The 22,669-nt window shown below is 65.7% G+C and carries 21 protein-coding genes; 6 read left to right on the top strand and 15 right to left on the bottom strand.

Going from position 1 to position 22,669, the window contains the following annotated elements; translation table 11 throughout:
- Nucleotides 1–82 precede the first annotated feature (82 nt).
- Nucleotides 83–871, top strand: a complete 789-nt coding sequence (locus A9513_RS02280; protein ID WP_065083874.1) for a carbon-nitrogen hydrolase family protein — start codon at nucleotides 83–85, stop codon at nucleotides 869–871.
- 141 nt (nucleotides 872–1,012) lie between these two features.
- On the opposite strand, the gene A9513_RS02275 is transcribed toward A9513_RS02280, so the two are convergent.
- The 10 genes from A9513_RS02275 to A9513_RS02230 all read right to left on the bottom strand — a co-directional run bounded on the left by A9513_RS02275 (nucleotide 1,013) and on the right by A9513_RS02230 (nucleotide 9,338).
- Nucleotides 1,013–1,384: a cytochrome c3 family protein gene (locus A9513_RS02275; protein WP_065083873.1), complete on the bottom strand. Its 372-nt coding sequence runs from the start codon at nucleotides 1,382–1,384 to the stop codon at nucleotides 1,013–1,015.
- Entirely contained in the window at nucleotides 1,381–2,085 is a 705-nt protein-coding gene (locus A9513_RS02270) for a ferric reductase-like transmembrane domain-containing protein (RefSeq protein WP_065083872.1), read from the bottom strand. Before A9513_RS02270 ends, A9513_RS02275 begins: the two co-directional genes overlap by 4 nt.
- A gap of 147 nt (nucleotides 2,086–2,232) precedes the next feature.
- Nucleotides 2,233–3,183, bottom strand: coding sequence for a PDR/VanB family oxidoreductase (locus tag A9513_RS02265; RefSeq protein WP_065083871.1), 951 nt, complete (start codon nucleotides 3,181–3,183; stop codon nucleotides 2,233–2,235).
- Between the two features lie 410 nt (nucleotides 3,184–3,593).
- A complete protein-coding gene (locus A9513_RS02260) occupies nucleotides 3,594–4,334 on the bottom strand; it encodes an SDR family NAD(P)-dependent oxidoreductase (protein ID WP_065083870.1) in 741 nt (246 codons plus the stop codon).
- 10 nt (nucleotides 4,335–4,344) lie between these two features.
- Nucleotides 4,345–4,842, bottom strand: coding sequence for an aromatic-ring-hydroxylating dioxygenase subunit beta (locus A9513_RS02255; protein WP_024762261.1), 498 nt, complete (start codon nucleotides 4,840–4,842; stop codon nucleotides 4,345–4,347).
- Nucleotides 4,839–6,122, bottom strand: coding sequence for an aromatic ring-hydroxylating dioxygenase subunit alpha (locus A9513_RS02250; protein ID WP_024762262.1), 1,284 nt, complete (start codon nucleotides 6,120–6,122; stop codon nucleotides 4,839–4,841). The genes A9513_RS02255 and A9513_RS02250 overlap by 4 nt, the downstream gene beginning before the upstream one ends.
- Nucleotides 6,123–6,132: 10 nt before the next feature.
- Entirely contained in the window at nucleotides 6,133–7,284 is a 1,152-nt protein-coding gene (locus A9513_RS02245; RefSeq protein WP_065083869.1) for an amidase, read from the bottom strand.
- Nucleotides 7,281–7,766 (bottom strand): nuclear transport factor 2 family protein, encoded by a 486-nt coding sequence (locus A9513_RS02240; protein ID WP_065083890.1) that lies wholly within the window; start codon nucleotides 7,764–7,766, stop codon nucleotides 7,281–7,283. The genes A9513_RS02245 and A9513_RS02240 overlap by 4 nt, the downstream gene beginning before the upstream one ends.
- Nucleotides 7,767–7,784: 18 nt before the next feature.
- Nucleotides 7,785–8,156: a hypothetical protein gene (locus A9513_RS02235; protein ID WP_017516776.1), complete on the bottom strand. Its 372-nt coding sequence runs from the start codon at nucleotides 8,154–8,156 to the stop codon at nucleotides 7,785–7,787.
- A gap of 30 nt (nucleotides 8,157–8,186) precedes the next feature.
- Nucleotides 8,187–9,338: an acyl-CoA dehydrogenase family protein gene (locus A9513_RS02230; RefSeq protein ID WP_065083868.1), complete on the bottom strand. Its 1,152-nt coding sequence runs from the start codon at nucleotides 9,336–9,338 to the stop codon at nucleotides 8,187–8,189.
- Nucleotides 9,339–9,697: 359 nt separating this feature from the next.
- Here A9513_RS02230 and A9513_RS02225 point away from each other — a divergent pair, with 359 nt between their 5' ends.
- Nucleotides 9,698–11,173 carry an ATP-binding protein gene (locus A9513_RS02225; protein WP_065083867.1) on the top strand — a complete coding sequence of 492 codons (1,476 nt, stop codon included), beginning with the start codon at nucleotides 9,698–9,700 and terminating at the stop codon, nucleotides 11,171–11,173.
- A 409-nt stretch (nucleotides 11,174–11,582) separates the two neighbouring features.
- Here the strand turns inward: A9513_RS02225 and fusA are convergent, their stop codons facing one another.
- Nucleotides 11,583–13,691, bottom strand: a complete 2,109-nt coding sequence (gene fusA / locus A9513_RS02220) for an elongation factor G (protein WP_024762268.1) — start codon at nucleotides 13,689–13,691, stop codon at nucleotides 11,583–11,585.
- 457 nt (nucleotides 13,692–14,148) lie between these two features.
- Here fusA and A9513_RS02215 point away from each other — a divergent pair, with 457 nt between their 5' ends.
- Nucleotides 14,149–14,808 (top strand): DsbA family oxidoreductase, encoded by a 660-nt coding sequence (locus A9513_RS02215; RefSeq protein ID WP_024762269.1) that lies wholly within the window; start codon nucleotides 14,149–14,151, stop codon nucleotides 14,806–14,808.
- A 203-nt stretch (nucleotides 14,809–15,011) separates the two neighbouring features.
- On the opposite strand, the gene A9513_RS02210 is transcribed toward A9513_RS02215, so the two are convergent.
- Nucleotides 15,012–15,347 (bottom strand): ribonuclease E inhibitor RraB, encoded by a 336-nt coding sequence (locus tag A9513_RS02210; RefSeq protein WP_024762270.1) that lies wholly within the window; start codon nucleotides 15,345–15,347, stop codon nucleotides 15,012–15,014.
- A gap of 206 nt (nucleotides 15,348–15,553) precedes the next feature.
- Between A9513_RS02210 and ptrC the strand changes: the two genes are divergently transcribed.
- Entirely contained in the window at nucleotides 15,554–15,751 is a 198-nt protein-coding gene (gene ptrC, locus A9513_RS02205; protein ID WP_024762271.1) for a type III secretion system co-regulatory protein PtrC, read from the top strand.
- Between the two features lie 71 nt (nucleotides 15,752–15,822).
- Here the strand turns inward: ptrC and A9513_RS02200 are convergent, their stop codons facing one another.
- The 3 genes from A9513_RS02200 to A9513_RS02190 all read right to left on the bottom strand — a co-directional run bounded on the left by A9513_RS02200 (nucleotide 15,823) and on the right by A9513_RS02190 (nucleotide 19,859).
- A complete protein-coding gene (locus A9513_RS02200; RefSeq protein ID WP_065083866.1) occupies nucleotides 15,823–18,066 on the bottom strand; it encodes a xanthine dehydrogenase family protein molybdopterin-binding subunit in 2,244 nt (747 codons plus the stop codon).
- Between the two features lie 11 nt (nucleotides 18,067–18,077).
- On the bottom strand, nucleotides 18,078–18,536 hold the full coding sequence (locus tag A9513_RS02195; protein WP_024762273.1) for a (2Fe-2S)-binding protein: 459 nt from the start codon (nucleotides 18,534–18,536) through the stop codon (nucleotides 18,078–18,080).
- A gap of 303 nt (nucleotides 18,537–18,839) precedes the next feature.
- A complete protein-coding gene (locus A9513_RS02190; protein ID WP_037009194.1) occupies nucleotides 18,840–19,859 on the bottom strand; it encodes a zinc-dependent alcohol dehydrogenase family protein in 1,020 nt (339 codons plus the stop codon).
- A gap of 314 nt (nucleotides 19,860–20,173) precedes the next feature.
- Here A9513_RS02190 and A9513_RS02185 point away from each other — a divergent pair, with 314 nt between their 5' ends.
- A complete protein-coding gene (locus tag A9513_RS02185) occupies nucleotides 20,174–21,088 on the top strand; it encodes a LysR family transcriptional regulator (protein ID WP_017517481.1) in 915 nt (304 codons plus the stop codon).
- A 329-nt stretch (nucleotides 21,089–21,417) separates the two neighbouring features.
- On the top strand, nucleotides 21,418–22,653 hold the full coding sequence (mexE, locus tag A9513_RS02180) for a multidrug efflux RND transporter periplasmic adaptor subunit MexE (protein ID WP_024762275.1): 1,236 nt from the start codon (nucleotides 21,418–21,420) through the stop codon (nucleotides 22,651–22,653).
- Nucleotides 22,654–22,669 lie beyond the last annotated feature (16 nt).

Below are 22,669 nucleotides of genomic sequence, written 5' to 3'. Positions count from 1 at the left end.
GCTGACGAAAACCGTCTCGCGCACGAGTGGGATCGGGTGCAAACTGCCTGACCCGCTCGTGCTTTTTTTCAAGGAGACCCTCATGTACCTCGCCCTCTACCAGTGCCCTCCCGGCCCCGAAGACGTCGCCGGCAACCTGCAGCGTCTGGAACAGGCAGCGCGGCAGGCGGTGCAGAACGGCGCAGACCTGCTGGTCCTGCCGGAGATGTTCCTGTCCGGCTACAACATCGGCGCCAAGCGTGTCGCGGAGCTGGCGGAAAGCTGCGACGGCTCGTCCGCCCTGCGCATCGCCGAGATCGCCCGTGAGCACAAGCTCGGCATCCTCTACGGCTACCCCGAACGTGACGCCAACGGCGCCATCTTCAACAGCGTGCAACTGATCGACCGCCAGGGCGAACGCCGCGCCAACTACCGCAAGACCCACCTCTACGGCGATCTCGACCGCAGCCAGTTCAGCGCCTCCGACGAGCCGCCGGCGATCTTCGAGCTGGACGGCTGGAAGATCGGCCTGCTGATCTGCTTCGACGTGGAATTCCCCGAAGCCGTGCGCACCCTTGCCCTGGCCGGCGCCGACCTGGTGCTGGTGCCCACCGCCAACATGCACCCCTACGAATTCGTCGCCCAGGTGCTGGTGCCGACCCGCGCCTACGAGAACCAGGTGTTCCTCGCCTACGCCAACTACGTCGGCAGCGAGGGCGAAATCGAGTACTGCGGGCTAAGCAGCATCATCGCCCCGGATGGCCAGGTGCTGACCAAGGCCAAGCACAGCGAGGAATTGCTGGTGGCCGAACTGGACCCGCAGCGCATCGCCCTGGCGCGCGAGGGGTACAGCTATGTGCACCTGCGGCGGCCGGTGCTCTATCGCAGCTGATAAAAAGCCCGGCACTCCGCCGGGCTTTCTCCATCGGTGCTGCAACTTCTCTTGTAGGACCGAGGGGGATGCCCAGTCCTTGCTCGCGAGCAGACTCTTCAGCAGCTTCGGCGTCAGGCGGGTTCGCGAGCAAGCTCGCTCCTACAGGTTCGGCATTTCCGTAGTATTGCGGTGGCACGCCTGGCAGCTGCGCACCGGCCCGCTGGCGTGGAAAGCCTGCAAGCGTTCGAGATGGCAGCTCTGGCAGAGCTGATGGAAATCCGCCTCGATTCGCACGGCCAGCGCCGGGCTCTGCTTGTGGCAGAGAATGCAGGTGCGGTTGCCGGAAACCGAAGGCGACTGATCCTTGTAGTCGTGGTGGCAGGTGATGCAGTTCACCGAAGCGTGCGGCTCATGGGGGAACGCCAGCGGCATCAGCGGGCGACTTCGCTGCCAGTGCTCATGGGCGAACCACGCCCCCGATGACAGCAGCAAGACGGCGGCGACGGAAAGACCGATCCAGGTGCGCTTCACAACGGCAGCTCCACATTCGCCAACAAACTGTAGAGCACCGACACTCCGAGGATCACCCCGCTGGCTGCCAGTGCGAACCAGGTGGCGCGCTGGGCGGTGTTGCGCTTGCGCCCGCTGAGGCCATTGGCTGGTCTGGGCAGGCGTGGCCAGGCGGCGGCCACCAGCATCAGAGCTATCAGCAACGCGCTCTTCCAGACTCCTGCGCTGTAGTAACCCGCGCCAAGCACGTGCACGGCCATCAGCAACAGGGCGAGCAGGCTGCCACCGTAGTGCCAGCGACGGAACGACGCCGCATGGCTGCTCCAGCGCGGACGCACGCGATTCAGACTGGAAATCGCCAGCAGCAGCATCAGGATGGCCGACGCCAGCCCGGCCAACATGTATCCCGGCGCGGAGGGAAGCAGGTCCTCGATCAGCAACGGCTCATCGACCAGCAACACGACGATGTGCACCAGCAGCAACGCGATGGCGGCAAAGCCCAGGTCGCGGTGCAGGCGCAGGAAGAACTTGCCTTCATAGAGCGGGCGCGGCTGGGGGCGGCCGCCGATGACGAACAGCAGCCCCAGCAGGCTGGCGCCGAGCAACCCGGCAGCGTTGGCGAAATCCCAGGCATAGCCGAGCCCCGGCATGGCGCCGAGGCCGAGCAGGATGGCGACCGGCAGCAGGCAGCCGAGCGCCAGGCGCGCGATCAGCGCAGGCATGGGGGACTCCGAACGGGGGACTATCGCCGCAGGCTAGCAATTGCCGGCGGCGCGCGAGTGTCGCTGCCTGCCAGACGAATTGCCAGCGCTGCCATCACCCGCCGATCTGATGTTGTAGGAGCCATGTCCTACAAAGGCCGATCCCCACTAGAGGTCCAGCACCAACCGCGCCGACTTCGCCCGCGAGACGCAAGCGCAGATCTGCTTGTTGGAGGCCTTCTCCTTGTTCGACAGGCAGTTGTCGCGGTGCTCCGGCTCGCCCTCCAGCACTTCGACGATGCAGGTGCCGCAGATGCCTTCGCGGCACTCGGTATCGATGTCGCAGCCATGGGCCTGCAGCACGTCCACCAGCGTCGAGTCCGCCGGCACATGGAGCACCACGCCGGAGCTGGCCAGTTCCACTTCGAAGGAACCCGCCGGCGCCGCGTTGGCGGCCAGGTCGGCCTGGAAGTGCTCCAGGTGAATGGCATCTTCCGGGCGGCTGCGCGCGGCGATCTCCACCACCTTGTTCATGAATGGCGCCGGGCCGCAGGTGTAGACGTGGGCGTGCTGCGGCGCACGCGCAAGGCACTCGCTCAGCACGCTGTCGAGGTCAGCGGGTTCGACGCCGTAATGCAGCTCGACCTTGCCGGCGAAGGCCTCGCTGGCCAGCAGCTCGACAAAGGCCGCGTGCTCGGCGGACCGGGCGAAGTAATGCAGGCGATAAGGCTCGCCCTTGGCGTTCAGCCGGTAGGCCATGCTCAACAGCGGTGTGACACCGATGCCCGCAGCAAACAGCACGTGCTCGCGGGCTTCCGCTGCCAGGCGGAACAGGTTGCGCGGCGCGCCGATGTCCAGCTCCGCGCCTTCCTGCACGTCGTGCAGGGCACTGGAGCCGCCACGGGACGCGCCCTCCTTCTTCACCGCCACCAGGTAGGCGGTGCAGTCGTCCGGCGGGCTGCACAGCGAGTACTGGCGCGTCACCCCGGTGGGTCCGGTGACGTCGACGTGGGCGCCGGGCTCATAGGCGTCGAACGGCTGGCCATCACAACGTACGAGACGCAGGGAACGGATGTCCTGCGCTTCCTCGACGATCCTTTCGATTCTGACCTTCATCATGGCGTTACCTGCAAGGCATTGGGTGCGGGCTCTGTGGCCCCTTTCCCGGCCTCTTTGTTACGAGCGGACGGGTGTTTCGGTTGGTTAATGGAGCGGGCCGGGGCCCACTCGGAAAATTTGGGAGTGGACGGTTGTTCCCTCTCCCCCGCCCTCTCCCTGAAGGGAGAGGGAGTGGTCCGTGCCGGCTGATGCGGAAGTGCCATCCTGCGCCGTACGGTCCCCTCTTTTGCAGGGAGAGAGCGGTTCGCAGTGCCTGGAGCGCGCGGTGTTTCCAGCCCTGCCGATCAGTTCCCTCTCCCGCTTGCGGGAGAGGGTTAGGGAGAGGGGCTCTTCAGCTCCCCCACTCAAGCTCAGGCCAAGCGTAGGGCGCATAACGCGCAGCATTATCCGCCGTCCGCCCAGCCCAAACCTCAGCGCATGAACAACCCACCATTGATATCCCAGCAGGCGCCCGTCACCGACCCGGCATTCTCCGCACACAGCAACAGCACGCTGTCGGCGATGAAGGTCGGATCGCCCAGGCGGCCGGCGGGGATGGTCTTGAGGATCTGTTCCAGGCTCTCGGGCGCGACGCTTTCGTAGACCACCGGCAAATCCAGCGGCCCCGGCGAGATGGCGTTGACGGTCACGCCCTGCGCCGAAAGTTCGCGGGCGAACACCTTGGTCAGGGTCGCCACGCCGCCCTTGGCTGCAGCGTAGTGGCCGCCGGTGGCGGTGCCGCCGTTCTGCCCGGCCAGCGAGGCAATGTTGACGATGCGGCCGAAACCGCGTGCCGCGAAGTGCGTGCCGAACACCTGGCAGGCGACGAAAGTGCCGCGCAGGTTTACCGCCATGGAGGCGTCGAAGTCCTCCGGGCTGATCTCCATCAGCGCGGCAACCTTGGACATCCCGGCGTTGTTCACCAGGATGTCGGTGCCGCCCCAGCGTTCGGTGAGCACGTCGCGGGCGCGTTCGAAGTCAGCCTTCTCCCGCGCATCCAGCTTCAGCCCGATGGCCGTGCGGCCTTCGGAATCGAGTTCATCGGCCAGGCGCTGCACCGCCTCCTCGCTCAGGTCGGCCAGCGCCACGCGCAGGCCGGCGGCGTGCAGGCGACGCGCGATGACTTCGCCGAGCCCGCGTGCGGCGCCGGTTACCAGGGCTACTCGTTGCATGGCGCGGCCCTCAGAGCAGGAAGCCGAGCGCGTTGAGCGCGTCTTCGGCGTTGATCAGGCGGATCACCTTGCGCTCCAGGCGGGCTTGCCCGTCGGTGAAGCGAATGCGGTGGTTCAGGTCGGCAATGAACGGCGTCGCCACGCCACGCTTGTAGGCGTAGAGCACCTGCGCCGAATTCACCTCGACCACATCGCCCGCCGCTTCCACCAGGGTGAAACGCGAGACGGTGCGCACGGTCTTCGCCGCGTCCACCGCCGACGGCGAATGGCCGCCGGTGAGGCGTTCGATGCGCAGGGCACGCATGCGCGCGTCGTCGAAGACGTAGTTCAGGCTGGCGGCGAAGTCATCGCCCTCGGCGTCGATCGGCACCACGTAGATGCCGTCCTCGCTCCACAGCTGTGACCACTGTGCGTAGTCCTTGCGGTCCAGCAGTTCGGCTTCGCGCCAGACGAATTCGATGGCCTTGGCCAGCGGGCCGGAGAAGCCGTTCAGGGTGTCGTTGCTCATTGGCTCATCATCCTTTTCCACATCTGGTACGCCTCGCGCATGCCGCCTTCGTCGGTGGCGTGGGAGACCTTGTCGCCGTTCTCGGCGACCACTTCGCGGTTCAGGCCGCGGTTGACCAGGATCGGCGCATCGACACCGGCGTAGGAGCCACGCTGCACGCGGTCCCAGGCCTCGGCGTCATCCGGGCTGCCGAAGCCGAACGGACCCTGGAAGTGCTCGTGGATGCGCATGCGCTCGCGGTTGGCGATCTCCGGGCCGCCGTCCATACCGAGGGCGACGTGGCGAATCTCGGTCTCGGTGACGGAGATCGGCCGCAGCACGCGGAAGAACGACATGGACATGGCCACGTTGGGGAACAGGTTGAGGTTGAAGCCGGCGCCGTGCAGCGAGCGGACGATGCGGCGCACCTGGGCAGGCTCCATGGTTTTCGACAGTTCCGCGGTGACGTGGGCGAAGCGCTCCTGCAGCTGCTCGGTGCCGTCGTCGTGGTCGAGGTCGACGTGTTCGGGGACCATCACCATCACGCTGTGGCCGTTGCCCAGGGCGTGGGTCACCGCCTGCTCGTCGCTCATGAACGAGAGCATTTCCTCGGTCTCTTCATCCACCGAGGACATGAACGACTTGTGCACGATGGGGAAGTGGTAGCCGTCGGTGGTGTTCTCCAGCTGGATCTTCCAGTTACCGCGGAAGGTGAACTTGTGTTCGCCCTGGGTCTTGATCGGGTAGCCGGCGCCCTGCTTCATGAACAGGTCCATCCAGTGCTTGGCCCCGCCGAGGAAGTCCTCCAGCGGCTCGATCTCGTCGTTGTAGGTGGCGAACACCATGCCGGCGTAGCTTTCCACGCGCAGGCTGGTCAGCGGCAGCTCGGCCTTGTCGAGGATGTCCTCGTAGCCGTCCGGATACGGCAGCGCGCGCAGCTTGCCGTCCAGCGCGTAGGACCAGCTGTGGTACGGGCAGGTGAAGCCGGTGGCGTTGCCCTTGTGCTTCTCGCAGACGGTGGCGCCACGGTGGCGGCAGCGGTTTTCCAGGACGTTGATGTTGCCCTTCTTGTCGCGCACCACGATCACCGGGCGGCGGCCGACGCTGGTGGTCTTGAAGTCACCGGCGTTGCGCACTTCGCTTTCGTGGGCGACCCACACCCAGGTGCGGTAGAAGATCTTGTCCATCTCCGCTTCGAACAGTTGCGGGTCGTTGTACAGCGAGACATCGACGCGGTCGTCGCCGACCAGCTCTTCGACGCTGCGCGACCGGGCGATCAGCCGGTATTCGTGAGCGCTCATGCCCATCTCCTCATGCCGATTTCTTATGTTTTTGCGCAGGCCGCGTGGCGGCCAGGCTGTGTTCGAGTTGCGCACCGAAGGCGCATACGCGTTCGTCGTCGCCCTTGCGGCCGACGATCTGCAGGCCGACTTTCAGCCCGCCGCAATCCAGGTCCACCGGCACGGTCAGCGCCGGGTGTCCGCTGAGGTTGAAAGGCCGCACCAGGGGCGTCATGCCGGCCACCGATTTGCCGTTGCGCGCATCGCTGAGCAGCGGCGGCAGGTCGGGCATGGTCGGCAGCAAGAGCACTTCGAAGTCCTCCAGCGCGGCGTCGATGGCACGGGTGAAGTGCTCGCGCACTTTCTCCGCCTCGGCGCGCTCGGCGTCGGTGGTGCGGCTGGCCAGCAGCAGGCGCTGCTCGACATCGGCGCCGATCAGGCCCTTGCCGGTCAGCGCCGCATAGGCGGCCCAGTTTTCGTGATTGATCACCACCAGCCCGGCCTGGAAGGCCGCCTCGAACTCGCCGAGGAACAGGTGGCTGCGGCGCCAGCCGGCACGGTCGGCGGCGGCGCCCAGGCAAGCCTGGATGTGCGGCGCGGACGGCACTTCGAGGAAGGCCACGCGGGCGCCTTCGCTCGGCAACTGCACTTCGCCGAAACCGGGGCAGATCACCTGCATGGCGGCGATCAGGTCGGCCATGTTGGCGGCGAATGGGCCGACGCAATCCAGGCTGCTCTGCGCCGGATGGACGCCGTCGCGGCTGACGCGGCCGAAGGTCGGCTTCAGCCCGGCGATACCACAGCAGGCCGCTGGCACACGGACCGACCCGCCGGTATCGGTACCCAAAGCGATATCCGCCAGGCCCGCCGCCACGGCGGACGCGGAGCCACTGGACGAGCCGCCGGGTACGCGGTCCGGCGCCATCGGGTTGATCGGCGTGCCGGTCCAGTCATTGATGCCGGTGACGCCGAAGGCCAGTTCGTGAAGATTGGTCTTGCCGACGATCTGCCAGCCGGCGTTCAGCACGGCGTCGACCACGAAGGCGTTGCATTCGGCCGGCGCGGCATCGGCCAGTGCGCGGGTGCCGCAACGGGTCGGGTAGCCGGCGATGTCGATGCTGTCCTTGACCGCGACGCGCTTGCCGTCGCCGCCGAGAATGAATTCGCTGACGAAAGTGCTCACGAACGGCCCTCCCCTGCACCACCCAGCGCGCGTTGCGACAGGCGCTGCGTGCGGAAATGGCTGATCTGCCAGCGCCCGTCGATCTCGCGGAAATCGATGTCCAGCCGCGTGCCGAACAGCTCGGTGTGGCCCTCGGCATAGGTCGAGAGCTGCTGCATGATCCATTGCCCGCGCGCGGTGCGGCCGTCGACGCGAATCGACTCGCTGGTGAGGAAATGCAGGTTCAGCGTGAAGTGCGGCGACGGCGGCAGGTAGCCGAAGACGAACGCGGCGATCGCCTCGCGGCCCTGATGATGGCCGAAGGTCTGCGCGGTGGAAGTGCCGATGCCCTCCCACACCGCATCCTCGCTGAACAGTTCGGCCAGCTCGCTCATCGCCACCGGCGCGTGCGGCACGTCGCAGAGGTCCATGTAGCGAGCCATCAACCGGCGCACCTGGCTTTCCCCTTCGAGGACCTCCAGGCGGCGGTTCAGCTCGGCCATGCTCAGGCTGTTCATGGCTCAGGTCCGCGCGGCTTCGGGGATGGTCAGCGGGCGGCCGATGCGCGCCTCGACCTTGGCGTACTTCCACAGGCTGTACTCGCCCACCGGCGTGGTGCGGAACAGGTTGCAGGCATCGATCACGGTCTGGTGGCAATCCACATCGGCCATGATGTAGACGGTCCAGGGCGAGGTGGTGGACGGGCCGACCATCAGGCGGTCGTCGTCCAGCACGCCGAGCACGTTCATGCCCGGCAGCGCGCCGAGGTCGCTCATCATCTGCGAGAAGCCTTTCCACACGGTGATGCCTTCACCGGTGGGCAGGTCGAAGAACGGCTGGGCGATGCCGATGCAGAACAGTACGCGCAAGGGTTCGGTGGTCGGACGGGTCATGCTTCGAGTCCTTGTTCTTATGGGTTTGAATCAGATGTATCCGGGGAACGGCGGCACATCGAGCAGCACCGCACCGGCGCCGTCGTACATGCCATCGCTGAGGAAGGCGTGCTGGGTGACCACCATGGCGTCGCGCAGGTAGCGCTGCAGCGGGTGGTTCAGGTAGATCGCCGTGGTGCCGGCCAGGCTGTAGGCGCGGCGCACCACGTCAGCACCGGCGCGGGACACATGCACGGCGGCCAGGCGCAGCTGGCTGACCTGCTCGGGGCTGACGGCGTTGCCGGCGAGGATGGAATCCCAGACGGTCTCGGTGGCGTCATAGAAGAAGCCGCGCGCAGCCTGTAATTCGGCTTCGGCCTTGCCGATTTCGATGCGTACGTAGGCGCGATCGCCAAGCTTGGGCGCGCCGGTCACGCCGCTGGAAGACGCCATGCGGGTGATCTCGTCCAGCGCTGCACGGGCCAGGCCGAGGTTGACCACGGCCAGCACCTGGGCGGCGTAGGCGATAGTCGGATAGCGGTACAGCGGTTCGTCGATGTTCGATTCGCCGCCGCGAATGAACGTCCAGTCGTCCGCAACGAAGGCGTTGTCCAGCTTCAGGTCGTGACTGCCGGTGCCCTTGAGGCCGACCACGTTCCAGTTCTCGACGATCTCCACATCCCTGGCACGCAGCAGCGCAGTGCGCGGCTTGCCGCCCGGACCGCCGATGCCGATGCCGACGCCGAGCACGTCGGCCCCCTTGCAGCCACTGGCGAATTTCCAGGTACCGCTGACGCGCCAGCCGCCTTCCACCTGCGTGGCCGGCTGGATCGGGAACAGGCCGCCGGCGAACACCAGGTCCGGGCCGTCGGCATAGAGCTCGGCGAGGGTATGGCGCGGCAGCGCGGTGAGGTAGGTGCTGGCGCTGCCGAAGCTGGCCACCCAGCCAGCGGAGCCGTCGGCTTCGGCGATGCGTTCGACCAGGCGCAGGAACTGGGCCGGCGGCAGCGCGTCGCCGCCGAAGCAGCGCGGGGTCGCGGCGCGGTAGATGCCCACGTCGCGGAAGCGTTCGATCATGTCGCGGGGAACGTGGGAGCGGCTGTCGAACTCGTCGCGGCGTTGGCGCACTTCATCGAGTACGCGCTGGAATTCGAGGGCACGGCCGTCCGCATCGAGCGGTTCGGCGAGGGCGGCACGCAGCATGGCATTATCTCCGTTTGTTCTTATCGACCTGCTCCCGGTCTGCCTGCGCTTGCTCAGGCTGCGTTGGAGGCGCACTCGGAATGCTCATTTGCAAATGCAAACTGCGCTTCCTCGCGCGCCTCCGCCTTGCCTGAACTGCGCTCGGCGAGACCTGGAACAGGTCGTGTAGGCCATCGGCCCGTTCGATGCGGGCAGGTCGTCGTTGGGGCCAGTGTATGAACCGCCCTGCCCGGCCAACCATTGGTGCGTGCAGCCCCATGACTAAGGGAATCCCCTAGTCGGCGGCGAGTTACTCCGCAGTCCCATCGCGCTACGCTGCAAGGTATAAAGGCGCCACTGCCCACCGAGACCACTCCCCGATGTTCCAGCCCCGGCCCGACGACTTCCTCGCCCTGCTCCAGGCCATGCCGCTGTGCGTAATCCTTCACGATGCGCAGACCAAGGAAATCCTCTGGGCGAACAACGCCGCCCTGGCGGTGCTCGGTTTCACCCTGGAAGAGCTGGTGCCGCTCAAAGCCCCGGACATGACCGCCAAGGCCCCGCAGTACCGCCGCTCGGTGGGCCTGCGCTGGCTGGAAGGCGCGGCGCGTACCGGCCAGCGCACCATCGAGTGGTGCTACCGCTCCAAGCAGGGTGTGGAAATCCTTTCCGAAGCCGTCGCCACCCGCGTGCACCTGCAGGAGCGCGACGTGCTGATGGTGCAGTTCCGCGACATCTCCCGGGAGAAGCAGGTCGAGCGCGACCTGCAACGTTTCGAGAGCCGCCTGAAGGCCTTCATGCAGGACCTCGCCGAAGGCGTAGCGGTGCTGGATGCCGACGGCAACCTGCGTTTCCTCAGCGAATCCGCCCTGCCCCTGCTGGGCGGCAGCCAGGACGACTGGCTGGCGCACAACTTCCTCGGCCGCTGCGACAGCGCCACGCGCCCGCGCCTGGAACACCACCTGGCGATGCAGCCGCCCAGCCGCGAGCCGTACTCCGTCAGCTATCAGTTGCAACGTCTGGACGGCGAATGGCGCTGGCACCACGCGACCTGCCGCTACATCGAGATCGAGGACGACCTGGTCGGCCACCTGCTGCTGTTCCGCGACGTCACCGAGCAGGTCCGCGCCGCACAGGCGCAGCGCCAGAGCGACCAGAAGCTGGAGTACCTGGCGCGCTACAACGCCATGGGCGAGATGGCCCTGGCGATTGCCCACGAACTCAGCCAGCCGCTGGCAGCGACGCGCAATTTCATTGAGGGCGCGCTGATCCGCCTGGACCGCGAGCAGAAGGCCGAAGCCTCCGCCGCCTGGGGCCTGGACAGCGCCGTGCGACAGATCGAGCACGCTTCGCTGATCATCAAGAGCGTGCGCGAGTACGTGGTGAAACTGGAGCAGGCCGAACAGCGCATCGACCTCAACGAGCTATTGGGCGAGACGCTGTACTTCATCAGTCTGAAAGCCCAGCCAAGCAACGTGCGCGTGGAGCTGGAGCGCTGCGACGAACCGCTGTGGGTGAGCTGCGAGAAGGTGCTGGTCGGCCAGGTGATCCTCAACCTTGCCTTCAACGCCATCGAAGAGATGCTCAACCTCCCCGAGGAGCGCCGCCTGCTGCGCATCCGTACTTCGCGCGACGCCGGCAGCGCGCGGCTGTGCGTGCTGGACCAGGGGCCCGGCATCGATGCCGGGACCAAGGAGCGCCTGTTCGATGGCTTCTTCACCTCGAAGGTGAGCGGCAACGGCATCGGCCTGGCGCTGTGCCAGAGCATCGTCTCGCGGCATCGCGGGGATATCTGGGCGGAGAACGTCGAGCCGTGCGGGGCGATGTTCTGCTTTGGGTTGCCGTTGGCGGAGTGAGCGGCCGCCTGCCTTGCCGGCGGATCGCGGGCGTGGCCCGCTCCAACACGGGAAGATCGGATTTTGGCACTCGAAGACTTCCAGAGAAACGCCCACACACTCCGAGTGCCCCGTTCAACGAGGGCATTTTTCGCCCCAAGCGAAAAACCGGATGTCCAGGGCAAGCCTTTTGGTTACTTTTCGGCGTTTGGAAAAGTGACTCGCCCGAGGGGGCGAAACCCAATACATCCGAACACTCAAATGCGGCGCTAAACACCAGCACCGTAGGGCGCATAACCCGGAACGGGTTATGCGCCGATGGCCATGCGGCGGATAACGCTGGCGCGTTATGCGCCCTACCAAAAGAGTCATACCGGACCACACCAACGAAAACGGCGCCCGCAGGCGCCGTCATTGGCTCAGGGAAACCTCAGCCGTGGGCCTTCTTGATAATCGCCTCGGCAATGTTCGCCGGCGCTTCGGCGTACTTGGTGAACTCCATCGAATAGCTCGCCCGCCCCTGCGACATCGAGCGCACGTCGGTGGCATAGCCGAACATCTCGCCCAGTGGCACCTCGGCGCGGATGACCTTGCCCGCCGGTGTGTCTTCCATACCCTGGATCAGCCCGCGCCGGCGGTTCAGGTCGCCCATCACGTCGCCCATGTAGTCCTCCGGCGTCACCACCTCGACCTTCATCACCGGCTCCAGCAGCACCGCGCCGCCCTTCTGCGAGAGCTGCTTGGTGGCCATGGAGGCGGCGATCTTGAACGCCATCTCGCTGGAGTCGACGTCGTGGTAGGAGCCGTCGAACACCGAGGCCTTCAAGCCGATCAGCGGGTAGCCGGCGAGCACGCCGTTCTGCATCTGTTCCTCGATGCCCTTCTGGATCGCCGGGATGAATTCGCGCGGGATCACGCCGCCGACCACCTCATTGACGAACTCCAGCCCATCCTTGCCCTCGTCGCCCGGCTCGAAGCGAATCCAGCAGTGACCGAACTGGCCACGGCCGCCGGACTGGCGGACGAACTTGCCCTCGATCTCGCACTTCCTGCGGATCGCCTCGCGGTAGGCCACCTGCGGCTTGCCGATGTTGGCCTCGACGTTGAACTCGCGGCGCATGCGGTCGACGATGATGTCCAGGTGCAGCTCGCCCATGCCGGAGATAATGGTCTGCCCGGTTTCCTCGTCGGTCTTGACGCGGAACGAGGGGTCTTCCTGGGCCAGCTTGGACAGCGCGATGCCCATCTTCTCCTGGTCGGCCTTGGTCTTGGGCTCCACGGCCACGGAGATCACCGGGTCAGGGAAGTCCATGCGTTCGAGGATGATTGGCTTGTCGATGGAGCACAGGGTGTCGCCCGTGGTGACGTCCTTCATGCCGATCAACGCGGCGATGTCGCCGGCGCGCACTTCCTTGATTTCCTCGCGCTGGTTGGCGTGCATCTGCACCATCCGGCCGACGCGTTCCTTCTTGGTCTTCACCGAGTTGAGCACCGCGTCGCCGCTGCTGAGCACGCCGGAATAGACGCGGGCGAAGGTCAGGGTACCGACGAAGGGGTCGGTGGCGATCTTGAAGGCCAGCGCGGAGAACGGCTCGCTGTCGTCGGCGTGACGCTCCAGGTGCTTCTCTTCGTCGTCCGGATCGGTGCCATTGATCGCCGGGATTTCCGTGGGCGCCGGCAGGTAGTCGATCACCGCGTCGAGCACCAGCGGCACGCCCTTGTTCTTGAACGAGGAGCCCAGCACCGCGGGAACGATCTCGTTGGCCAGGGTGCGCTGGCGCAAGCCGGCCTTGATTTCCTCGACGGTCAGTTCCTGGCCTTCGAGGTACTTGTTCATCAGATCGTCGTTGGCTTCGGCGGCAGCCTCGACCATGTGCGCGCGCCACTCGTCCGCCAGCGCCTGCAACTCCGCCGGGATCGGCTCCTCGGTGTAGCTGGTGCCCTGGTCGGCGTCGTTCCAGACAATGGCCTTCATCTTCACCAGGTCGATCTGCCCGGAGAAGGTTTCTTCCGAGCCGATGGCCAGCTGGATCGGCACCGGGGTGTGGCCCAGGCGCTGCTTGATCTGTGCCACCACCCGGAGGAAGTCGGCGCCCTGACGGTCCATCTTGTTCACGTAGGCCAGGCGCGGCACGTGGTACTTGTTGGCCTGGCGCCAGACGGTCTCGGACTGCGGCTCGACGCCATCGGCGCCGCTGAACACCACCACCGCGCCATCGAGCACGCGCAGGGAGCGCTCCACCTCGATGGTGAAGTCGACGTGCCCGGGGGTATCGATGATGTTGAAGCGGTACTTGTTGGGGTACTGCTTGGAGGAGCCCTGCCAGAACGCCGTGGTGGCCGCCGAGGTGATGGTGATGCCACGCTCCTGTTCCTGCACCATCCAGTCCATGGTCGCCGCGCCGTCGTGCACCTCGCCCATCTTGTGGTTCACACCGGTATAGAAAAGGATGCGCTCGGTCGTGGTGGTCTTGCCGGCGTCGACGTGGGCGACGATGCCGATATTGCGGTAAAGCTCGATGGGCGTATTGCGAGCCATGGTGTGCTCCGTTTCTGCTGGTTGACTGCCGGGCCTGCTGCTGCGGGTCCGTTGCCTGCGCGGGACGGCGGGAGGGAGTGCGGCATCAGAATTTTCTGAGCGCAACAGGCTCAAGGTAGCGCGTCTTCGTGGCAATTCCAGTGCCGGAGCGTCGCGGATGTCGCAGTCCGACCGGCTGCGTCGCTCCGGCATTTCACCGCATGGCGGGAAACCCATGAAATGATTGTAGTTCTCAGGTGATAACCCGAAGCAGCCAATGCGTTCGTCGTCGCCCTCTCCCGCCCCCTGATACTCCCTTCGCGACAGGGATGTCGCCCCGATGGAAGACCCACGCCCGAGACAAGGGCGCCAAGGCCTGGCCAACGGGCCGAATCACCGCCCGGCGCTATCGCCACTGGATTGGAACGCCCATCCGGGTCCATGCTAGGCGCTCGCCCATTTGCCGGAGTTCGCCCCCATGAGCGACGCCATCACCATTGATTTCGTCTCCGATATCGTCTGCCCCTGGTGCGCCATCGGCCTCAATGGCCTGCTGGAGGCCATGCGCCGGGTGGATGGCGAACTGACCGTGGAATTGCACATCAAGCCCTTTGAACTCAACGCCGACATGCCTGCCGAGGGTGAAGACCTGGTGGAGCACCTGCAGCGCAAGTACGGCAGCAGCGCCGAGGAAATCGCCCGCAACCAGGAGCATTTGCGTTCCATGGGCGAGGAAGTCGGCATGCACTTCGATCTGAAGAAGCGCAACCGCATCTACAATACCTTCGACGCCCACCGCCTGTTGCATTGGGCCGCCGAGTCGCATCGCGACGTGGCGTTGAAACAGGCCTTGCTGCATGCCTACTTCGGCGAAGGCCGCGACCCGAGCGACCCGGAAGTGCTGCTGGAAGTGGCTGTCAGCGTCGGCCTGGACGCCGTGCGCGCCCGGGAAATCCTCGATAGCGACGCCTATGGCGACGAGGTGGTGGCCGAAGAAGATTTCTACACCAGTCGAGGCATTCGCGCCGTGCCAGCGGTGATCCTCAATGGCCGCCAGCTGATATCCGGGGCGCAGAGCACCGACTACTACGAGCAGGCACTGCGCCAGGTCGCGCGGCAGGCGCCACTACCGGAGTGACTACCTTTGCAGGAACGTAGGAGGGATAACGCTGGCGGGTGATGCGCCGCATACGGACGTTCGTCTCATGCGGGAAGATTTGTACCCCGGGCCAGCCACTTACCCACCCTCTCTCTGAGGGGAGAGTGGTCCCACTGCCAATGCTCAAACGACCAAAGAAAAACGGCGCCCGAAGGCGCCGTCTTTCATGCTGCATCAACCAATCAGAGCGCCGACCAGCCGTCCATCTGACCGCCCAGGTCAGCGGAGTGCTCGGACAGCAGCGCCGCGTAGCCGCTGATGTGCTCGTGGGAGAGCTCCATCACCGGGTAGGCCAGTACCTGCCAGGGCAGCTTGTCGTTGCCGTCGTACTCGGAGTACGCCACCTTCTGCCCGTTCTGCAGCAGCATGATGGCGAAGTCCAGGGCGGACTGCTCGTCCGGGAAGATCACCGCGAACTCCACCTCATGCTCGAGGGAGAGGTCTTCGCCGTCTTCCTGCAGGGCCCACAGGGCATCGCCGATTTCGTCTTCCGGGAAAAGCTGCTTGTCGCGGCTCATGTCACTGCTCCAATTCGATTTACAAAATGCCCGGTGTGGGCACGCCCGCGCAGGATACCCGTCCTGCATGACAGATGCCGGAAAATCTCGCCGACACCATCGCCTTTGGTGATGTTCACCATCACGGTGTTTCACTTCCGCCCTTGCCCGCTCGGCGCGACGATGCCTCCATCGGGCCTGCGCCCTCCCACATCGAGCCTGCGACCATGCACAGCACCGAGGCGGCGTACCGCATCACCTACATCACTCTGGACGAGCTGCAGCTGCACTTCGAGACCCAGATCGCTGTGCTCGACGAGGAAGGCGGCCTGGCGCTGCACAACGCCGCCACCCTGCCCGAAGAACGCCGGGTGCTGCGCGAACTGATCTGCGAAGGGCACGAACAGCAGGCCCTGGTCGCCTGATCTCGGGAAAGTCTAGACCCTGCCAAGCAAATGCCCCGCTCGTGCGGGGCATTTGTGTTACCAGCCAGGCATCACGCCTGTAGCTGATTGCCAATCGGCAGGTTGCGGATGCGCTTGCCGGTCGCCGCGAACAGCGCATTGGCCAATGCAGGCGCCAGCGGCGGAACCCCCGGTTCACCCACGCCGGTGGGCGGCTCGGCGGATGGCACGATATGCACCTCCACCACCGGCATCTCGTTGATCCGCAATACCTGGAAGTCGTGGAAGTTGGACTGGTCGACCTTGCCGTCGGTCAGGGTGATGGCGCTGTGCAACGCCGCCGACAGAGCGAAGCCGATGCCACCCTCCATCTGCGCCTTGATCACGTCCGGGTTGATCGCCAGGCCACAGTCCACTGCGCAGACCACGCGGTCCACCTTGAAGCTCTTGTCCGCCTTGTAGGTCACCTCCACCACCTGGGCGACGAAGCTGCCGAATGACTCGTGCACGGCGATGCCGCGGCCCCGCTGCTCGCCGTCCTTGCCTTTGTCCAGCGGCGCCAGCCAATTGGCCCGCTGCGCCACCAGCTCCAGCGCGCCGCGATGCCGCGGGTGTTTCTCCAGCAGCTTGCGACGGAACTCGTAGGGGTCCTGCTTGGCGGCTATGGCCGCTTCGTCGATCAGCGTTTCGGTGGAGAACGCCGTGTGGGTGTGGCCCACCGAGCGCCACCATTGGGTCGGCACCGTCACGTTATCCGCCAGCGCCTGCTCGACACGCAGGTTGGGCACGGCGTAGGGCAGATCGGCGGCGCCTTCCACGGCGATCTTGTCGACGCCATCCTTGACCATGAACTTCTCGAACGGCGTGCCGACGATGAAGGATTGCCCCACCAACCGCTGCTCCCAGCCCACCAGATTGCCCTGGGCGTCCACCGCCAGTCGCGCGCGGTGCAGGAAGGCCGGACGGTAATAGCCGCCACGGGTGTCGTCTTCGCGGGTCCAGACCATCTTGATCGGCACCTTCACACCCTGGTCGCGAGCCGCCTTGGCGATGGCTGCCGCTTCCAGCACATAGTCCGAGTGCGGGTTGGCGCGGCGGCCGAAGCTGCCGCCGGCGTACAGCTGCGTGATGTTCACCTGCTCCGGCTGCATGCCCAGTAACTGCGCCACCGACATCTGGTCGCCGGTCTGCCACTGCTCGCCGTTCCAGATCTGACAGCCGTCTTCCTTGAGGAAGACCACGCAGTTCAGCGGCTCCATGGCGGCGTGGGCAAGATAGGGGAACTGATACTCGGCCTCGATCAGGTGCGCCGGTTTCTCCAGCGCCTTGGCGACATCCCCGTCATTGCGCGCCACCAGGCCCGGCTTGCTGGCCATGTCGCGATACTGGGCGAAGATTTCCTTGCTGCCCATCTTGAAGGCCTTGCTCTCATCCCACTCGACCTGCAACGCATCGCGGCCCTGACGCGCAGCCCAGGTGTTCTTCGCCAGCACGGCAACGCCAGCGAAACGGCGTTCGCTCCCCGGAAACTGGACCACATCGACCACGCCTGGCACCGCCTTGGCCTTGCTGGCATCAACCTTGGCCGGCACCGCGCCGAAACGCGGCGGGTGGGCGACCACGGCAACCAGCATGTCCGGCAGGTGCACATCCTGGGTGAACTGGGCGGTGCCGTCGGTCTTGGACGGGCTGTCCTTGCGTGGCAGTTGCACCTGACCGATCAGCTTGAAGTCCTTCGGGTCCTTGAGCTTAACGTCTGTCGGCACGGGCTGTTTCGCCGCCGCCTCGGCCAACTCGCCGAAGCTGGCCTTGTGTCTGGAAGCAGCGTGGCTGACGACGCCGTCGTGCACCTCGATCTCGGCCGCCGGCACCTTCCACTGCTCCGCCGCCGCGCCCACCAGCATGGCGCGGGCGCTGGCGCCGGCCTTGCGCATCTGCTCGAAGGAGTTGGCCATGGCGTTGCTGCCACCAGTGCCCTGCAGATTGCCGAAAGCCAGGTTGGCGTAGCGTTTGGCATCGGCCGGAGCGCCTTCGACCTGCACGCGATTCCAGTCGGCATCCAGCTCCTCGGCCACCAGGGTGGCGAGACCGGTGTAGCTGCCCTGGCCCATTTCGACATGCTTGGCGATCACGGTGACGGTGCCGTCAGGGGCGATACGGACAAAAGCGTTGGGTTCGAAGTCGCTGGCCGCCTGGGCGTCGCCCAATTTTCCCAGCAACGGTGCGAAGTAGATGCCCAGCGCAAGGCCGCCGGCGCCGCGCAGGAAGCTGCGGCGGCTGACGTTGAGGATGCTGCCGGCCTCGGCCGGCTGCTGGTCGATACGGGGTTCGAGCATGGTGTCGGTCCTCAGGCCAAGGTCTGGGCGGCGTCGTGGATGGCCGCACGGATCCGCGCATAGGTGGCGCAGCGGCAGATGTTGCCGCTCATCGCGGCATCGATATCCGCATCGCTGGGCGCCTTGTTGGAGGCCAGCAGCGCGGTGGCCGACATGATCTGCCCGGACTGGCAGTAGCCGCATTGCACCACATCGAGCTTGCGCCAGGCTTCCTGCACCGCCTTGCCGGCGGGCTGTTCGGCCACCGCCTCGATGGTGGTGATCTTCTTGCCGGCCACCGCTGCCAGCGGGGTGACGCAGGAGCGCGTCGGCTGGCCGTCGATGTGTACGGTGCAGGCGCCGCACAGCGCCATGCCGCAGCCGTATTTGGTGCCGGTCAGGCCGGCGACGTCGCGGATGGCCCAGAGCAGCGGCATCTCGCCGGGGGCATCGAGTTCATGGTCCTTGCCGTTCAGGTTCACGGTAATCATCAGGGGTTTCACCTCTTCTGCGGGTGATGGGATGGGGCGAAGCACAGCCGCTTCGTCACGCAATGGATTCAGCCTAGGCGCAAGCGCCGACCAGTGCCGCGACGATACGCCAGGAAGGCGCCGAGCGGTTTGCCTGGTTCTCTTGAGGCTTGCCTGATACTGCTCAGGGTGTGACGGCATATGAGCCGTGCGGCCTGAATCGAGGGCTAGCGGGCAGGCCAATTCCCGCTGGGACAACGCAGAATCTCGTGTGCACAAAAAAGCCACTCCGAAGAGTGGCTTTCTCGCCTCAGGGAGGCCGGATCACTCCGGCATCTTGATGACTACACGGCCGCCGCCCGGGCAGGTTTCCATATAGGTGTTGGCGTCCAGGTACTGGGCGAAATCGAACACCCGGTCGATGCTCGGCTTGAGCAACTGGTCGGCGGTCATCTGGTTGATCGCGGTCAGCGCCCGTTGCACGGCTTCGTCGTTGCGGGTCAGGCCGATCTCCGGCTGCCCGGTGAAGTCCAGCACGCAGTGGCGGAAGAACTGCAGGTGCTTCTTGAAGGCCGCGCAGGCCGGGAAGGCTGCGTCATTGCCACCGTTGATGCCGTACAGGATCAGCTTGCCGCGCGGAGCCGCGACGTCACCCAGCAGTTTCATCTGCGGGCCGGCGCACTGGTCGAGGACGATCTCGACGCCTTCACCCTTGGTGAAGCGCTCGACTTCAAGGACCAGGTCCTGCTCCTCGGTATAGATGACCTTGTCCGCCCCCAGGCCCTTGAGGAACTCGCGGGTTTCCTCATGGCTGGTGGTGGCGATCACCTGGGCGCCGAGCGCCTTGGCGAGCTGCACCGCCTGCGGGGCCAGGCAATGGCCGGCCTCGGTGATCAGCACGCGCTGGCCGGGCTTGATCTGGGCAAGCTCCACCAGGGCGAAATAGGAGTACATCAGGCCGGTGTAGTGCACCGCCGCCTCGACCGGGGTCAGGACATCCGGATAGCGGGTCAGCGACGTACGCGGCAGGATGACGTGGTCACCCCAGGCCGGATACAGGTTCGGCGAATTCGCCGGGAAGCTGGCCACCGCCACGCCGGGCTCGAGGTCTTCCACACCCTCGCCCACGGCTTCGACGATACCGGAGAGTTCATAGCCGATGCCCGCCGGCAACTTGGCCTGATCCGGGGCGAGGTTCTGCCGCCAAAGCACGTCGCGCCAACTGACGCCCAACGCCTGGGTGCGAATCAGTACTTCACCCGGCCCCGGTTGCGGGGTCGGCATCTCCTCGATCTTCAGGACCGAGGCGTCACCGAACTGGTGGAAACGGATCATGCGGGACATCACATACCTCGCCTTTGTAGTGCTTCATAGCCACGGACTCTATCCGGGCTTTAGGGGTGACGCCACCGTTCACCATTGATAGTTGACATAAATGGCGATGATTCGGCCCGCGCTACAAGCCTTGCCCTGCGCGGCTGCAAGGCTCTGCGCCGGGACTGTCCACGGGACCGGGGTGGCTCTGTTCATACAGAGTCAGACCACACCGCCGGGACGAGATTCTCATTAAAAAAGTAGAAATTGATCAAGGACTTATCTGACAGACTTGACTCAGGACACGCTCGGCCTCACTTTTCCCCCATCGCCAGGGAGTCCCCATGAACCGCAACGACCTTCGCAAGGTTGATCTCAACCTGTTGATCGTTTTCGAGACGCTGATGCATGAACGCAGCGTGACCCGCGCCGCCGAGAAGCTGTTCCTCGGCCAGCCGGCGATCAGTGCGGCCCTGGCGCGCCTGCGCGGTCTGTTCGACGATCCGCTGTTCGTGCGTACCGGGCGCAGCATGGAGCCCACCGCGCGGGCGCAGGAAATCTTCGGCCACCTCTCGCCGGCGCTGGACTCCATCTCCACCGCGCTGAGCCGCGCCGCCGACTTCGACCCGGCCACCAGCAAGGCGGTGTTCCGCATCGGCCTGTCCGATGACGTGGAATTCGGCCTGCTGCCGCCGCTGCTGCGCCGCCTGCGCTCCGAGGCGCCGGGCATCACCCTGGTGGTGCGCCGCGCCAACTACCTGCTGATGCCGCAGCTGCTGTCGTCCGGGGAGATTTCCGTGGGTGTGAGCTACACCGACGAGTTGCCGGCCAACGCCAAGCGCAAGACCCTGCGCCGCAGTACCTGGAAGATCCTGCGGGCCGACTCGATCCCCGGCGCGCTGACCCTCGATGACTACTGCGCGCGCCCACACGCGCTGGTGTCCTACGCCGGCGACCTGGACGGCTTCGTCGACCAGACCCTGGCCGAGATGGACCGCAAGCGCCAGGTGGTGCTGGCGGTGCCGCAGTTCGTCGGCCTCGCCCAATTGCTGGCCGGCACCGATATCATCGCCACCGTCCCCGAGTACGTGGCCCTGGCCCTCACCGCCGCCGGCGGCCTGCGCGCAGAGGAACCGCCCTTCCCCACCCGCCTGGCCGAACTGTCCATGGTCTGGCGTGGCGCCCAGGACCAGGACCCGGCCGAGCGCTGGCTGCGTTCGCGGATCACCATGTTCGTGGGTGACCCGGACAGCCTTTGACACCGCCCACCTAACTCGCTCCTCCAGAAACCCTCTTAGGCCGTACCTCGGTGCGAGGCGACTCCCTCACTCCGGCGCTGGCTGCGCGCCCCGCTCCCGAGGGAGAGGGTTAGCGTGAGGGCAGCCCGAGCACGCCAAACTATCCAGTAGCGCTTTCGGGCAATCCCCGTGCCCACTCCTTCTATCTATTCCTGCGCATAGTGCAAAAGCATTTATCACTGCGCGTGATAATCAAAATCTGCTCGTTCGATTAGTTCCCAAGCGCCCTGTTGCGCAGACTCCGCTCCATCAGAAATCCCAAAACCAATTAGATCGCCGGAGTCTTTTCCATGGAGCGAAATCTGAACACCTTGCGTATTCCGTTGGCGTTGGCCGCCGTGCTGGTTCTCAGCGCCTGCGGCAAAGGCCAGGACGCGGCCCAGAACATGGCCGCGCCCAAGGTCAGCGTGGCGGATGTCATCGAGCAGCCAATCAATGAATGGGACGAATTCACCGGTCGCCTGGAGGCGCCGGAATCCGTCGAACTGCGCCCACGCGTCTCCGGCTACATCGACCGCGTCGCCTTCCGTGAAGGCGCCCTGGTGAAGAAAGGCGACTTGCTGTTCCAGATCGATCCACGGCCATTCCAGGCCGAGGTGCATCGCCTGGAAGCCCAGCTGCAGCAGGCTCGCGCCAACCAGACCCGTACCGTCAACGAAGCCTCCCGGGGCGATCGCCTGCGCGCCACCAACGCCATTTCCGCGGAACTCGCCGACGCCCGTACCGCCGCCGCCACCGAGGCCAAGGCCGTGGTCGCCGCGACCCAGGCGGAATTGGACAACGCCCGCCTGAACCTGTCGTTCACCCAGATCACCGCGCCCATCGACGGCCGCGTCTCGCGGGCCGAAGTCACTGCCGGCAACCTGGTGAACAGCGGCCAGAGCGTGCTGACCACCCTGGTCTCCACCGACAAGGTCTACGCCTACTTCGACGCCGACGAGCGTGTCTACCTGAAGTACGTCGACCTCGCCCGCAAGGGTGGTCCGGACGCTCGTGGCAGCAGCCCGGTGTACCTGGGCCTGACCGGCGAGGACGGCTTCCCCCACCAGGGCCGCCTGGACTTCCTCGACAACCAGGTCAACCCCAAGACCGGCACCATCCGTGGCCGCGCCGTGTTCGACAACGACGCCAACCAGTTCACCCCCGGCCTCTATGCCCGCATCAAGCTGGTCGGCAGCGGCACCTACCCCGCCGCGCTGATCAAGGACGAAGCGGTCGGCACCGACCTGGGCAAGAAGTTCGTACTGGTGCTCGACAAGGACAGCAAGGTGCAGTACCGCGGCATCGAGCTGGGCCCGAAACTCGAAGGCCTGCGCATCGTCCGCAGCGGCCTGGTCAAGGGTGACCGCATCGTGGTCAACGGCCTGCAACGGGTTCGCCCCGGTGCCCAGGTCGACGCCCAGGGTGTCGAGATGGCCAGCCAGTCAACCCTCGCCAACCTCGAAAATCAGCGCCGTGCGCTGGAGAGCTTCGAGGCGCCGAAGGTGGCCGAAAAGTCCGTCAAACCGGGCGCGCCTCGCGGCTGACCCAACCCGTACGAGT

The sequence above is a fragment of the Pseudomonas sp. AU12215 genome (assembly GCF_001675465.2).
Taxonomy (GTDB): Bacteria; Pseudomonadota; Gammaproteobacteria; order Pseudomonadales; family Pseudomonadaceae; genus Pseudomonas; species Pseudomonas nitroreducens.
Note: the sequence above shows the minus strand (reverse complement) of the source record. Positions and strands in the feature narration are given on the sequence as shown.

Excerpts from the sequence above, each read along its gene's own strand:
- A9513_RS02235 (WP_017516776.1), bottom strand. The coding sequence starts at position 8,156 with ATGACCCGTCCGACCACCGAACCCTTGCGCGTACTGTTCTGCATCGGC.
- A9513_RS02210 (WP_024762270.1), bottom strand. The coding sequence starts at position 15,347 with ATGAGCCGCGACAAGCAGCTTTTCCCGGAAGACGAAATCGGCGATGCC.
- mexE (WP_024762275.1), top strand. The coding sequence starts at position 21,418 with ATGGAGCGAAATCTGAACACCTTGCGTATTCCGTTGGCGTTGGCCGCC.
- A9513_RS02190 (WP_037009194.1), bottom strand. The coding sequence starts at position 19,859 with ATGTCCCGCATGATCCGTTTCCACCAGTTCGGTGACGCCTCGGTCCTG.
- A9513_RS02215 (WP_024762269.1), top strand. The coding sequence starts at position 14,149 with ATGAGCGACGCCATCACCATTGATTTCGTCTCCGATATCGTCTGCCCC.
- A9513_RS02250 (WP_024762262.1), bottom strand. The coding sequence starts at position 6,122 with ATGAGCGCTCACGAATACCGGCTGATCGCCCGGTCGCGCAGCGTCGAA.
- ptrC (WP_024762271.1), top strand. The coding sequence starts at position 15,554 with ATGCACAGCACCGAGGCGGCGTACCGCATCACCTACATCACTCTGGAC.
- A9513_RS02265 (WP_065083871.1), bottom strand. The coding sequence starts at position 3,183 with ATGATGAAGGTCAGAATCGAAAGGATCGTCGAGGAAGCGCAGGACATC.
- A9513_RS02240 (WP_065083890.1), bottom strand. The coding sequence starts at position 7,766 with ATGGCCGAGCTGAACCGCCGCCTGGAGGTCCTCGAAGGGGAAAGCCAG.
- A9513_RS02185 (WP_017517481.1), top strand. The coding sequence starts at position 20,174 with ATGAACCGCAACGACCTTCGCAAGGTTGATCTCAACCTGTTGATCGTT.
- A9513_RS02230 (WP_065083868.1), bottom strand. The coding sequence starts at position 9,338 with ATGCTGCGTGCCGCCCTCGCCGAACCGCTCGATGCGGACGGCCGTGCC.
- A9513_RS02260 (WP_065083870.1), bottom strand. The coding sequence starts at position 4,334 with ATGCAACGAGTAGCCCTGGTAACCGGCGCCGCACGCGGGCTCGGCGAA.
- A9513_RS02225 (WP_065083867.1), top strand. The coding sequence starts at position 9,698 with ATGTTCCAGCCCCGGCCCGACGACTTCCTCGCCCTGCTCCAGGCCATG.
- fusA (WP_024762268.1), bottom strand. The coding sequence starts at position 13,691 with ATGGCTCGCAATACGCCCATCGAGCTTTACCGCAATATCGGCATCGTC.
- A9513_RS02200 (WP_065083866.1), bottom strand. The coding sequence starts at position 18,066 with ATGCTCGAACCCCGTATCGACCAGCAGCCGGCCGAGGCCGGCAGCATC.
- A9513_RS02280 (WP_065083874.1), top strand. The coding sequence starts at position 83 with ATGTACCTCGCCCTCTACCAGTGCCCTCCCGGCCCCGAAGACGTCGCC.
- A9513_RS02255 (WP_024762261.1), bottom strand. The coding sequence starts at position 4,842 with ATGAGCAACGACACCCTGAACGGCTTCTCCGGCCCGCTGGCCAAGGCC.
- A9513_RS02270 (WP_065083872.1), bottom strand. The coding sequence starts at position 2,085 with ATGCCTGCGCTGATCGCGCGCCTGGCGCTCGGCTGCCTGCTGCCGGTC.
- A9513_RS02195 (WP_024762273.1), bottom strand. The coding sequence starts at position 18,536 with ATGATTACCGTGAACCTGAACGGCAAGGACCATGAACTCGATGCCCCC.